Genomic DNA, 13,206 nt, shown 5'->3' on the forward strand with positions numbered 1-13,206 from the left:
GGGCCCGGCAATGGAGCCCCGGGCACCCGCGGCGCTGCCCCCGCCCGACGACGAAGGCCCCGCACCAGCGTTACCGCTGGTCACGGGGCCTTCGTGGTGGAGTCGCCTACCTAGAGGAGCCCGCGGAAGGCGAACTGGAACGTCAGCTCGGTATCCGTGGGCAGCCGGTACTCGGGATGGGTCTGCGCACCCCAGGAGTCGTCGCCGCCGACCCCACGGCGCTGCAGCGCCGGCCGCAGGACCGTCTGATAGATCGGCGGCAGCTCGGTGTGGTGCGCGGCGTTCTCGATCTCGAACGGCGTCCACGGCAAGGCCGACAGCTCCATGCCCTGGCCCGACTCCAACCGCAGGCCCGCCCCTTGCTCGTCGGTCACGGTCGCCCAGCGCACGCCGGTGCGGCTGCCCGCCTCCTGCGGACGCAGGTACGGCGTGAGCGCGGTACGCACGTCCGCCTCCCACACACCCAGCCGGGCGCCCGCTCGACGGTCGACGTAGGACTCCTCGGGCCCGTCCCCGTACCAGCGCAGACGGCGGAACGCGCTGTCGGTCGCGAAGAGGAGGCCGAGCTCCGGCATGTCCGACAACCCCGCGCCGGGTCGCACCGTGAGCGTCACCTCGACGCGACCGTCACCGTCCACGAGGTAGGAGAGCTCGCACTCCCCCGCCGGTGTGGTCGGCAGCTCGTACCTGAAGGTGACGCGCACGCCGTCGTCGGTCTCCTCGACCGCGGGCTGGTCAGGGCCTCGGACGGCCGTCGCGTACCGGCTGGCCAGAAGCCACGCCCCGTCCTGCGCGGGGGCGCCCCATCCGTGCTCGTTGGAGGTGGGTGCGTGCCAGAACGACGGCTGGGGCACCGAGCGCAGCAGCTCACGGCCGCCGTCCGGCGTCAGCCCGTAGCGGTAGGAGAGCAGCCCCCCGTGCAGCCGGGAGAACAGGGCGGTGAAGTGCCGCCCCCGCACGCCCACGTTGTGGATGCCGTAGACGACCTCCGGCGCGGCGGCCCGGCGGGCCGGCATGGAGCCCGAGACGACCACGACCGTCTGCTCGTGCGCCACCTCGTGCCCGGCCGACGCCCAGCGCGTGGTGCGCCGCAGCCGGAAGGACACGTCGACGGTGTACTCCCCGGGTGCGGTCGGCACCGTGACCGGGAGCGCGTAGACCTGCGACGCCCCGGGGGCGACGGCGGTCTCGAGCACCTCCTCCTGGAGCACCCTGCCCTCCCGGGCGACGGTCACGACGCACTCGTGCGCCGACGACGGGGTGGCGAGGTGACGGTTCTCGACCGTGACCTTGTCGCTGCCCACCGTGAGCCGGTAGCCCTGGTAGAGGTAGCGCACCTCCTGGGCGAGCGGCTTGAGGGTGCGATCGGCGAAGACGATGCCGTTGCCGCTGAAGTCCGAGTCGTGCGGCGCGTCGCCGAAGTCACCGCCATAGCCGAAGTACTCACGGCCACCGGGGTCGGTGCGCCGGAGTGCCTGGTCCGCGAAGTCCCAGATGAAGCCACCCTGGAACAGCGGCTCGCGGTAGGCGAGGTCGACGTACTTGTGGACAGCCCCGAACGAGTTGCCCATCGAGTGGGCGTACTCGCACAGCAGGTAGGGCTTGTCGCGGTGCGTCGCGAGGAACTCCTCGATCTCAGTGGCCGGCGCGTACATCCGCGAGACGACGTCGGTCGTCTGGGGGTACCGCGGGTCCCAGTGCACCCCTTCGTAGTGCACCGGCCGGGAGTCTTCGCGACGGAAGTAGTCCGCGACCGCCAGGATGTCCGTCCCGCCGAACGACTCGTTGCCGCAGGACCACATGACGATGCTCGGGTGGTTCTTGTCCCGCTCGAGCATGCTGGCGGCGCGATCGAGCAAGGCGGGCAGCCACTCCGGGCGGTCCCCGGGCAGCGCCTCCTCGATCGGCGCGCCACCGATGGCGACACGGTCCCACATGGCGTGCGACTCGAGGTTCATCTCGTCGATGACGTACAGGCCGTACTCGTCGCACAGCTCGTAGAAGAACGAGTTGTTCGGGTAGTGGCTGGTCCGCACGGCGTTGATGTTCAACCGCTTCATGAGCCGGAGGTCGGCCTCCGTCTGCTCACGGGTCATCACGCGACCCTGCAGACCGAAGTCGTGCCGATTCACCCCGTTGAACACCACGCGGGACCCGTTGACCTTCAGCAGGCCGTCCTCGATGCCGAACCGGCGCACACCCACCCGCACGGGGATGTGCTCGGTCAGGCGGCCCGACGCGTCGTGCACGTCGAGCGTGAGGTCGTACAGGTGAGGGTCTTCGGAGCTCCACAGGTGCGGGCTCTCGATGCGGACGACGAGCTCGTCGTCGCCATCGAGCTGTCCGGCGCCGGCGATCGTGGCGCCCACGCTGCCGTCCCCGACCAGCACGACGCGCACGCGCACCGTCGCCTCGGAGAGGTCGTCAGCGACGTCGGTCACCACGCGGACGTCTTCGACGTGCACGGCGGGCCGGCGGTACAGGACGACGTCCCGGAACAGGCCCGAGAACCGGAAGAAGTCCTGGTCCTCGATCCACGACCCGGCGCTCCACCGGACCACCTGCGCGACGATGACGTTCTCCCCGTCGACCACCGCGTCGGTGAGGTCGAACTCCGACGGGGTGAACGAGTCGGTCCCGTAGCCGACGTACGCGCCGTTCAGCCACACGGCCACGGCGCTCTCCGCGCCGTGGAAGCTCACGCTCAGCCGCTCGCCCGGCTCGAGCGGGTGCTCGAGGGTGAACGTCCGGCGGTACGTCGCCACGGGGTTGTACCGCTGCGGAACCTGCCCCGCCTCGAGCTGCTCGTAGCCGTCCCACGGGTACTGCACGTTGGTGTACTGCGGGCGGTCGTAGCCGAGCAGCTGCACGTGGGCCGGCACCGGGACGTCGTCCCAGCCCGAGTCGTCGACGTCCACCCGCTCGAAGCCGGGGACGACGAGGGCGGGACTCTTCGCGTAGTGCAGCTTCCACAGCCCGTTGAGGGACTGCTCGAAGGAGCTCGTCCCGGTGGCCGCCTCCTGGGGGGAGGCGAACCACCGGTGATCGGAGTGCGGATCGAGCCTGTTCTCCTTGACGAACTCGGGGTCGGTGATGCGGCTGAGCTCGAAGGTCACTTGATGGCCCCCGTGACGCCCTCGGCAAAGCTGCGCTGCAGCAGGAGGAAGACGACCACCGTCGGCACCGAGACGATGAACACGGCGAGCATGAGGGCTCCGTAGTCGGTGACGTACCCGGCGCGCATGTTCGAGAGCAGCATCGGCAAGGTCTGGTACGCGTTGTCGACGAGGATCACCTTCGGCCACAGGAAGTTGTTCCACGAGAACAGAAAGGTAATGACACCCGCGGCAGCAAGGGTGGGCTTCATCGTCGGCAGGTAGATGCGCGCGAAGATGCTCACCTCGCCCAGCCCGTCGAGGCGTGCCGCCTCGATGATCTCGTGCGGGAACGTCCGCGAGGCCTGCCGGAACAGCAGGATCAGGAAGGGCGTCGCGATCAGGGGCAGGATGACCGCGATCGTCGAGTTCACCAGTCCCAGCTGCGCGAAGAGGCGGAACAACGGGATCATCGTGGCCGCGAACGGGATCATGATCGCCAGGAGCAGGAGGCCCATGACGGTGTCCTTCGCCCGCGAGTGGTAGATCTCGAACGCATACCCGGCGATCGAGCACAGGATCAGGGCGAGCAGGGTCGTCGCGATGGCGTTGACCGCCGAGTGGTAGAACGCCGTCCCCAGGGGCTGGGAGTCGACGAGCGCCTTGAAGTTGTCGAGGAGGTGGCTACCCGGCAGCAGCTTGGACGCGATGACTTCGTTGCTCGTGTTCGTCGCCGAGACGGTCATGAAGTAGAGCGGGAAGACCGACAGGACGACGGCGACCGACAGGAACACGTATGCGGGAATCCGGCGAAGGGTTGTTCTAGTCACGCTTGTCGCCCACCTTCAGCTGAATGGCGGCCAGAATGGCCACGATGATGAGGATCGCGTAGGAGATGGCAGCCGCGTACCCGAAGTTCGGGCTGTTGCGGAACGACACGTTGTACAGGTAGTGCGAGACCGACATCGTCGTGTTGCCAGGGCCGCCGGCGGTGAGGTTGAACGACTCGTCGAACATCTGCAGCGTTCCGTTGGTCGACAGGATCGCGCAGAGCAGGATGATCGGCTTGAGCTGCGGCATGGTCACGTACCAGAAGGTCTTGAACCCGTTCGCGCCGTCGACGCGGGCGGCCTCGAGGGTCGACCTGTCGATGTTCTGGAGCGCGGCCAGGAAGAAGATCATGTTGTATCCGGTCCACCGCCACAGCAGGCCGAGGATGATCACCATCCGGGCGGTGCCCGTCTGGCCGAGCCAGTTGACGGGAGAGTCGAGTATCCCGAACTGCGTGAGCAGGTCGTTGGCGAGGCCGTCGGTCGCGAAGATCTGCCGGAACACCAGCGAGTACGAGACCAGGCCCACCGCGCACGGCAGGAAGATCGCCGTCCGCCAGAATCCCTTCCACCGCAGCCAGGGTGCGTTGAGCAGGTTCGCCAGCAGCATCGCGAGCAGCAGCATGATCGGCACCTGAATGATCAGGTAGATGAACGTGGTGCTCAGCGTCAGGCGGAACTGGTCGTCCTGGAACAGCCGCTGGTAGTTCAGCCACAGCGGCTCTGCCCAGTTGAGCTTGGTCCCGCGTCCCGTCTTCAGCGACAGGAAGAGCGCCTGGATCATCGGCCAGAAGTTGACCAGCACGATGATGGCTGCGGCGGGAAGGATGAACGTCCACCCGGTCAGGCTGCGGCGGCGCTGGATCGCCGACAGGGGTGCGCCCTTGGGCGGCCTGGACGGACGGGACTTCTTTGTCCCGGGAGGGGGCGCGCTCGGCGCGCGGCCCTCGGTCGGTGCGGTGGGAGCGGACACGAGCGGCTCACCTCTTCTTCGCGGTGACGGGCAGGGCAGGAAAGCGGGCGGCGGAGCCGGTGGACCGGTCCCCGCCGCCCGCCCTCAGGTCACCCCATGGCGAACTCGACGGTCTGCTGGGCCTGGTCGAGCTCGGCCTTCGGGTCCGCGCCGTTGAGGATGTTGGTGATGGCGACGCTCACGGCGTCGCGACCCTCGTAGTAGTAGGCGCCCGTGTTGTTGGCGGGCACCTTCGCGGCGAACTTCAGGACGTCGGCGTAGATCGGCTGCCCGCCGTAGAACTCCTGCGGCTCGTTGTAGACGTCGGACTCACCCGCCGGAAGCCAGTTGGCGAGCGCGCCGGACTTCGGGAGGATCGTGTCGTAGAACTCGGTCGAGCCGGCGAACGTCGCGTCCAGGAAGTCGCTGGCGAGCGCTTCGTTGCCGTTCGGGGTGATCGCCCAGGACGAGCCACCGTTCGCCGTGTAGTTGGTCGCGCCGTCGACGCCATCGAGCTTCGGGACGTTGGTGACGGCCCACTTGCCGGACTGGTCGGGGGCGGACTGGATGGAGCCGGAGATCCACACGCCGTTGACGACAGCGGCCGTGTTGCCGTTCACGATCGTGTTGATGTACTCGTCCCACGAGTTGACCTCGACAAAGACGCCGGCCTTCACCATCTGGCCGTACATGTCGATGGCGGCCAGCAGCGCGTCGTTGTCGGTGATCGTCGGGTTGCCCTCGTCATCGAACAGGCTCGCGCCCGCGCTCTGCAGCATCATCATGATCGTGTCGGCCGAGTTGGCCTGGCCGGTGAGCAAAGGCTTGCCCGTCTTGGCCAGCACGTCCTTGCCGAGGGTGAGGAACTGGTCCCACGTGATGTCCGTGAAGTCGTCGACCGTGTAACCGGCCTGCTCCAGGATGTCCGTCCGGTACGCGCCGATCGCGGCCCCGTTGTCGAACGGCACGCCGTAGTTGGTGTCGTCGATCGTGGAGTACGCCACGACGGACTCGGGGAACTCGCTGAAGTCCACCTTGGAGTCGGAGAAGTCGGCGAAGATGTCCGGGTAGTTGATCACGTTCTTCTGGAACGCGTTGTTCTGCATGAGGAAGATGTCGGGCAGCTGGTCGGTCTCGCCCGACTGCGCCAGCGTGGTGATCTTGGTCTGCAGGTCGTCCCACGGCGTCTCGACGATGTCGAGCTTGAAGTCCGGGTGGTCGGCCTGGTAGACCTTCTCGGCCTCCTGCAGGGCGTAGATGTTGAACGCCGGGTCCCAGGCCCAGACCGTCAGGGTGTTGTCGCCGGAGCCCCCGCTCGCGCCGGTCGTCTCGTCCCCGCCCGAGCCGCCGTCTCCGCCGCTGCAAGCGGCGAGGGCGAGGCTCAGCGACAGGACTGCGCCCAGTGCGCCGAGCGTGCGTGTCTTCTTCATCGGGTGATCCCTTCGTGCTGTTGGTCGTTCCGTTGACCGGCACCGGCTCTCGCCGAGCCGCCGGCTCCCGCCGCCCGCCGCAACGTCGCAGCAGGTGAACGGGCTCGGTCGACTGTGCTGTTTGGAGGTCGTGCTCCGTGCTGTGGGTCAGGCTGTTCCCAGTTCCGCGCCACAGAGGTCTCGTCCACACCGACCACGAGCGACACCGGCGTCCCTCGACCTCTCTGGCGATTGGTGACGTCACCATAGCAGCGGGTTGGCGGGTGCTCCGGAGACGATTTGGTAACGGTCCGGTATTGATTTTCGACGATTGGTGACGTCACCATCCCTCCACACCACTAGCATCTCGCCATGACCACCGCTCCAGCGCCCGGCCGACGCCGCTCGGGCCCCTCGATCGGAGACGTTGCCCGGCTTGCCGGGGTCTCGCCTCAGACGGTCTCGCGCGTCTCGACGGGCGCCGAGTCCGTCCGATCGAGTACTCGCGCACGCGTCGTGCACGCCATGGACCAGCTCGGGTACTCGCCGAACCGGGCGGCCCAGGCTCTGCGGAACGGCACGTTCGGCGCCATCGGCGTGCTCTCGCACGGCTTCAACCGCACTGGTGAGGCCCTCACCGCCGAGGCCCTGGTCGCGGCCGCCGAGCTCGAGGAGTACTCGGTCACGCTCCTCCACGTGCGCAACCCCGACCCGGACGGCTGGGACAACGCGGCACACCGCATCTCGCACCAGGCCATCGACGGCCTCGTCATCATGCGGGCCGAGCTGGCGACGCCGGAGACGCTCGTGCTCCCCGCCGGCATGCCCGTGGCGGTGTCGTTCTCCAAGTTCGCGGGCCACTACCCCACCGTCACCGCCGACCACGTCCAGGGCAGCGAGGACGCGGTCCGCCACCTGCTCGGCCTGGGACACCGCACCGTGCACCACCTCGCTGGGCCGACGGACTCGGACCACGCCCTCGTGCGCAGCGGTACATGGCGCCGCTGCCTCCTCGAGGCCGGCATACGTCCACCCGAGCCGGTGTACGGGGACTGGAGCGCGCGCTCCGGCTACGAGGCCGGCAAGCGGCTCGCGGCCGACCCCGACGTGACCGCCGTGTTCTGTGCCAACGACGAGATGGCGTTCGGCCTGGTGCGGGCGCTGCACGAGCAGGGCCGCCGCGTGCCTGACGACGTGTCCGTGGTGGGCTTCGACGACATCGCCGTCAGCGGCTGGGGCTCGCCGCCCCTGACGACCGTCAGGCAGGACTTCCCCGCCATCGGCCGCGCGCTCGTCGGCCTCGTCGTCGGTCAGCTCCGGTCACGGTCGACCCCGGCGCCGGCCCTGACGGTCGTGCCCACGGAGCTCGTCGTCCGGGCGAGCACCGCGTCCCCGCAGCGCTGAACCGCGGCTTCCAGCCCGCCGCGGCACCGGCGGCCACTTCTCCCGGTGCTCAGGTCCGTCCGATCGGAGACCCGCATGGCTCGCACGTCCTTCAACGACGACTGGTCCTACCGCACACCGCTCAGCGCGTTCGCGGCATTGAGCGGGGAGGATGCCGCACCCACAGCGGTCCGGCTGCCGCACGATGCGCTCCGCGACGCCGAGCGCGCGGCGGACGTCCCCTCACGGGGGGCCAGTGCGTACTACCCGACGGGTGCCTACACCTACCTGAAGACGTTCGACGTCCCGGCACAATGGGCCGGAAAGGTCGTCCGCCTCGAGATCGAGGGCGCGTACCGCCACGCGATGGTGTTCCTCAACGACGAGCTCGCCGGGCATCGGGCCGACGGGTACGCGCGCTTCTTCGTCGACCTGACGCCCTACCTCCGGTTCGGTGACACGAACACCCTGCGCATCGAGGTGCGGTCCGGCCAGGACTCGCGGTGGTACTCCGGTGCGGGGCTGCACCGCCCGGTCTACCTGCACATCGACGACCCGGTGCACATCGGGCTCGACGGTGTCCGGGTCAGCACGGTCCGGCTCGAGGACGACCGGGCCGTCATCGAGGTCGCCACCTCGGTCGTCAACCGCGGGCTGACCACCGCCGCGCTCACGGTCACGACCTCCGTCACCGACCCACAGGGGACCCACGCCGAAGGCGATGCGACGCCCCTGACGCTCGCGCCGGGTCGCACAGCGGTCGTGCGCCAACGCCTGTACCTGCCAGATCCCCACCTGTGGAGCGTGGACACGCCGTCCCTGTACGTCGCCCGCACCGGCCTGGGCGACGCAGCCCAGGACGTGCTCACGACCTTCGGCGTCCGCACGGTCACCGTCGACCCGCACCGGGGGCTACGCATCAACGGCGAGAGCGTGCTGCTGCGCGGCGCATGCATCCACAGCGACAACGGCCCGCTCGGAGCCGCCTCGATCGCCCGGGCAGAGGAGAGGCGCATCCAGCTGCTCAAGGCTGCGGGCTTCAACGCGATCCGCTCCGCGCACAACCCGGCCTCTCCCTCGCTGCTGGACGCGTGCGACCGCGTGGGGATGTTGGTCATGGACGAGGCCTTCGACATGTGGACCCGCGGCAAGACGCCCTACGACTACGCGCTGGACTTCCCGCAGTGGTGGGGCGCTGACCTGGAGTCGATGGTCGCCAAGGACTACAACCACCCCAGCGTGATCATGTACTCGCTGGGCAACGAGATCGTCGAGGTGGGTACCCCGCACGGCGCAGCCCTGGCTCGAGAGATGGCCGAGCACGTACGCAGCCTCGACCCCACCCGCCCGATCACCAACGGCATCAACGCAGCGCTGGCCGTCCTCGACGACCTGCCGGCGGTCCTGGCGAGCGAGCGAGGGCTCAACGAGCTGATGGCCGACATCGGCGAGGGGATGCGGGCGATCGGCTCGTCCGAGGCGGTCACCCGGCGCACGGCCGAGTCGAGCTCCGTGCTCGACGTCCTCGGCCTCAACTACGCCGACGGCCGTTACGCCACAGACGCGGCGCTGTTCCCGCACCGCGTGATCGTCGGATCGGAGACCTTCCCCTCGCAGATCGGGACGCTCTGGCCGCTGGTCGAGGCCCATCCCCACGTCATCGGAGACTTCACGTGGACCGGCTGGGACTACCTCGGCGAGGTCGGCATCGGCGCCACGGCGTACCAGGAGGACCCCGATGCCGTGCCCGAGCTGGAGCGTGAGTACCCGTACCTCACGGCCTGGTGCGGCGACCTGGACATCACCGGATGGCGCCGCCCGGTCTCCTACTACCGGGAGATCGTCTACGGTCTGCGCACCGAGCCCGCCATCGCCGTGCTCCGCCCCGAACGGCACGGCCACACCGTCTCCATGCAGTCCCCGTGGGCGTGGAGCGACTCGGTCTCCTCATGGACCTGGCCAGGCTTCGAAGGCAGGCCCGTGACCGTCGAGGTCTACGCGGACGCCGACGAGGTCGCCCTCCTGCTGGACGGGACCGAGGTGGCGCGCGGACCCGTCGGCGCGCGGCTCCCCATGCTCGCCTCGCTCGAGACCGTCTACCGCCCGGGTGAGCTGGTGGCCGTGTCCTACCAGGCAGGCGTCGAGACCGGCCGCACCTCGCTGGCATCCGCGTCCGGCCCGACCACCCTGACCGTTACCGCCGACCGGGCCACGCTGCGCGCCGACGACACCGACCTCGCCTACCTCGCCATCGAGCTGCGCGACGCGAGCGGCGTCCTGGTCACCGGCCACGACCAGCTGATCACCGTCGAGGTCAGCGGCGCGGGCGAGCTGGTCGCCCTGGGCTCCGGCAACCCGACGACGACCGAGCGCTTCGATGCCCCGACACGCACGACCTTCGACGGGCGAGCCCTCGCCGTGGTCCGCCCGACCGGTCCCGGCGACATCGAGGTCACCGTCCACGGCGATGGCACGGGGCGCGTGGTCGTCGCGCTGATCGCACATACCGCGGTCGGCGAGTAGGCCGGGCGGGGCCTGTCTGCGTATCCCGCAAGCACGAGTCCCAGCAGATAGTCGTTGCGCTCACGGGCCGTCGCGGCAGGCCCTGTGAGTGGATCCGCCCGAGCGACTCGATCCGGATCAACGTCGCCGACGGTCGCTGTCAGCGGCGCGGAATGGTCGGGTCGGCCTCGACGAGTCGACCGTGACCTCATGCATTGCCGATCGCATCGAACTCCTGACCTTCTCATGACGAGGCGCGTCGAGGGGTGCGGTCGGTGTCGGCGGGCGTCGATCCGTGCAGGTCAGGACCAGGGTCGTGTCCAGGGCCGTCCGCCGCGATGGGCTCCGCTTCACGCCACATGGCACCCACGTCGGCGCCAGCGGCAGGTCGACCGCGTCTCGCCGTGGACGTCATCTCCCCGCCGCGTGTGGCCGGGCCGTCGAGGCGGCGCAGAACCAGCAGCGCGATGCCCGCGGACAGGAGCTCCCCCGCGGCCAGGCCGGTCCAGGCGCCGGTGGGTCCGGTGCGGCCGAGGGCGAGCACGAGCGGGACCTTGAGGAGCAACAGGGTTCCGACGGAGATGAGGTAGGACGGTCGTGGTCGGCCGAGCGCCTGGAAGTACGCGGACACCAACGGCGTGACGCCGGCAGCGGCGAACCCGATCGCCAGGATGCGCAGGGCGTCGACGGCCTCGGTCTGGACGGTGGCGTCGTCGACGAAGGCGGCCGTGATCGGCTCCGCGAGCAGAGCGACGGACCCGGCGGCGACGGTGCTGTACACGAGGGTCGCGCGCACCGACAGAGTCCTGGTGCGTCGGACGCGTGCGGCGAGCCGGCGGCCGGCGTTGTACCCGACGATGGGCTGCATCCCCTGGCTGATGCCGAGCTGGGGCATGGAGACGAACGTCTGGATGCGGGAGCAGATCGCGAACGCGGCGAGGGCGGTGGTCGCGGCGGCGGCTACGGACAGCGTGGTGTTGACGACCACGACGAGCAGGGTGGCCCCGAAGCCGGCGAGGAACGAGGGGGCACCGATGCCGACGAGGGTGCGGACCGTGGGCAGGTGGGGACGCAGGTCGGAGCCGCGGATGCGGTACGGGCGGTGCTTCTGGACGAAGAAGAACCACAGGCTCATGGCGGCGGAGACGGCCTGGCCGCCGACCGTTCCCAGGGCGGCTCCCCGGACCCCGAGGCCCAGCCCGAAGATGAGCAGCGGGTCGAGGGTGATCTGAACGGCGACCGGGACGACCCACAGCATCGTGGCGAACCGCATCCGACCCTCGGCGCGCACCACGCTGGAGAACCCGGTCGAGACGATCGCACCCGCCAGGATGACCACGGCGTAGTCGCGGGCGTAGCCGAGGGTCGGACCGTGGGCGCCGAGCAGCCGCAGGAGCGGCTCGAGCCCGGTCAGCCCGATCACGGTCGTCGCGACGGCAGCGGACCAGAAGACGACGAAGGCGTTCCCAGCCGCGCGTGCGGCGATGGTCGTGTCGCCGGCGCCGAGGTGCCGGGAGACGACCGAGGCTGCTCCGACGCCGAGGGCGGTCGAGACCGCGCCCAGCGCCAGGAGCAACGGGGCGACGAGGTTGACCGCCGCCATCGCGGTCGTCCCGACGCCGCGGGCGACGAACCAGGCGTTGGTCAGTGCGTAGATCCCGTAGACCCCGACCGCGATGGTGGTCTGGGTGCAGGTCTGCCACAGCAGCCGCCCGACGGGCCGTTCGCCCAGGGCGGTGGCGTCGAGCGTGCGCCGCGCCGGCGCGCCGCGGTCCCTAGGGCTCACGGCTCGGTGAGCAGGCGCATCATTCGATCGATCTGCCCGCGTGCCCAGTCGTACTGGGTGGGTGTGGTGTGTCCGCGGTAGACGGTCTCGATCGCCATGATCACGACCAGGTGCAGGGTGTACAGGCGACGGCGCGTCTGCTCCCTCGGCGTGAGGCTCGCGTGGCCGTAGCCGCGCATGAACGCGGTCGGGTCGCCGAAGTCGGGCAGGTCGATCGCGGAGAAGCCGGCCTCCATCAGCGGGTCCCCGTACAGGGCACGTTCGTGGTCGATGATCGTGACGATCCTGCCGTCGCGGACCATGACGTTGGAGTCCCACAGGTCCCACTCGACGAACCTCGGTTCGGTGACGTCGTCGAGGACGTCGGCGTGCAGGGCGACGACCTTGCGGATCTCGTCGTAGTCCCGGCCGATGTCGACGCTGCGGGCCTCCCCGTCGGCCAGGTTTGCCTCGACGATGCCGGTGAACACGGTTCGCCAGGACGGGTCACCGGGGCCGGACAGCGGTCCGAACCAGCCCCCGCGGATGGAGTTCAGCTCGCGGTTGGCAGCGCCGAGCGCTTCGTTGTACGCGTCGCGCTGCTCGGTGCTCAGACCCTTGGTGATGATGCCGAAGTTGTCGGCGTCGATGAACGGCATGAAGAAGTAGTCGGCGTCGACCAGCTCGTGGCTCAGGTCGGCGTGGTCGACGTGCGGGACCGGGACGTCGGTGCGGTCGGCGATCAGTGCCAGCGAGTCGAGCTCGATGCGCATCGCGCCGCGCTCGGCGGTCATCACCGGCACGTCCCGCGGCGGCGCGATCTTCACGACCACGGCCCGGCCGTCGCGCAGCACGATCCGGTAGGCGACGTTGAACCAGCCGTGCCCCAGCTCCTCCAGCCAGGTGTCCGGCTCGCCCGTGGGCACCTGCTCAGCGCCGTAGGCACGCTCGACCATCGCACGCAGCGTCGCGGGCGTCTGGCGGTTCTTCGTGATGCTCTCCATCGAGTCCTCATCGTGGTGCAGCAGGGCTGTCCTGCCCCTGGGCGGTTCCTGCGTCGGGTCCCGACACGTTCGGCAACTCTAGGTCCGCCGCGTACACCAACCTGGTCACCGACGAGGCGCGCCATGACGGTCGGCCGAGTTGCGCCGAGCACCCCGCCGCCCTCAGCCGTCAGCCGCTCCAGGCGACGGCGAGGGGCCTCGAGCAGCTCGCGATACGTGGAAAAGACGACGATGTCAGCAGGCGCGCGACGGTCATACCCTGTGCG

8 protein-coding genes are annotated in these 13,206 nt (G+C 69.5%); 2 read left to right on the forward strand and 6 right to left on the reverse strand.

What is annotated here, in order from left to right; genetic code table 11:
* Positions 1 to 110: 110 nt before the first annotated feature.
* From ACXJKA_RS04310 to ACXJKA_RS04325, 4 genes are all read right to left on the reverse strand, one after another.
* Positions 111 to 3,116, reverse strand: coding sequence for a glycoside hydrolase family 2 TIM barrel-domain containing protein (locus tag ACXJKA_RS04310; protein WP_456823946.1), 3,006 nt, complete (start codon positions 3,114 to 3,116; stop codon positions 111 to 113).
* Positions 3,113 to 3,925, reverse strand: a complete 813-nt coding sequence (locus ACXJKA_RS04315) for a carbohydrate ABC transporter permease (protein ID WP_456823947.1) — start codon at positions 3,923 to 3,925, stop codon at positions 3,113 to 3,115. Before ACXJKA_RS04315 ends, ACXJKA_RS04310 begins: the two co-directional genes overlap by 4 nt.
* The gene (locus ACXJKA_RS04320; protein WP_456823948.1) at positions 3,918 to 4,898 is read right to left on the reverse strand and encodes a carbohydrate ABC transporter permease; all 981 of its coding nucleotides are present in this window, start codon (positions 4,896 to 4,898) and stop codon (positions 3,918 to 3,920) included. The genes ACXJKA_RS04315 and ACXJKA_RS04320 overlap by 8 nt, the downstream gene beginning before the upstream one ends.
* 89 nt (positions 4,899 to 4,987) lie before the next feature.
* Positions 4,988 to 6,307, reverse strand: coding sequence for an ABC transporter substrate-binding protein (locus tag ACXJKA_RS04325; RefSeq protein ID WP_456823949.1), 1,320 nt, complete (start codon positions 6,305 to 6,307; stop codon positions 4,988 to 4,990).
* A 351-nt stretch (positions 6,308 to 6,658) separates the two neighbouring features.
* On the opposite strand from ACXJKA_RS04325, the gene ACXJKA_RS04330 reads away from it, so the two are divergent.
* On the forward strand, positions 6,659 to 7,690 hold the full coding sequence (locus ACXJKA_RS04330) for a LacI family DNA-binding transcriptional regulator (protein ID WP_456823950.1): 1,032 nt from the start codon (positions 6,659 to 6,661) through the stop codon (positions 7,688 to 7,690).
* Between the two features lie 75 nt (positions 7,691 to 7,765).
* Positions 7,766 to 10,192, forward strand: a complete 2,427-nt coding sequence (locus ACXJKA_RS04335) for a glycoside hydrolase family 2 TIM barrel-domain containing protein (protein WP_456823951.1) — start codon at positions 7,766 to 7,768, stop codon at positions 10,190 to 10,192.
* A 223-nt stretch (positions 10,193 to 10,415) separates the two neighbouring features.
* Here ACXJKA_RS04335 and ACXJKA_RS04340 read toward each other — a convergent pair whose 3' ends face one another.
* Together ACXJKA_RS04340 and ACXJKA_RS04345 are read right to left on the reverse strand one after the other, a co-directional pair.
* Entirely contained in the window at positions 10,416 to 11,957 is a 1,542-nt protein-coding gene (locus tag ACXJKA_RS04340; protein WP_456823952.1) for an MATE family efflux transporter, read from the reverse strand.
* The gene (locus ACXJKA_RS04345) at positions 11,954 to 12,940 is read right to left on the reverse strand and encodes a phosphotransferase family protein (RefSeq protein ID WP_456823953.1); all 987 of its coding nucleotides are present in this window, start codon (positions 12,938 to 12,940) and stop codon (positions 11,954 to 11,956) included. The genes ACXJKA_RS04340 and ACXJKA_RS04345 overlap by 4 nt, the downstream gene beginning before the upstream one ends.
* Positions 12,941 to 13,206: the final 266 nt, after the last annotated feature.

It is taken from the genome of Cellulomonas sp. P5_E12, assembly GCF_054049315.1.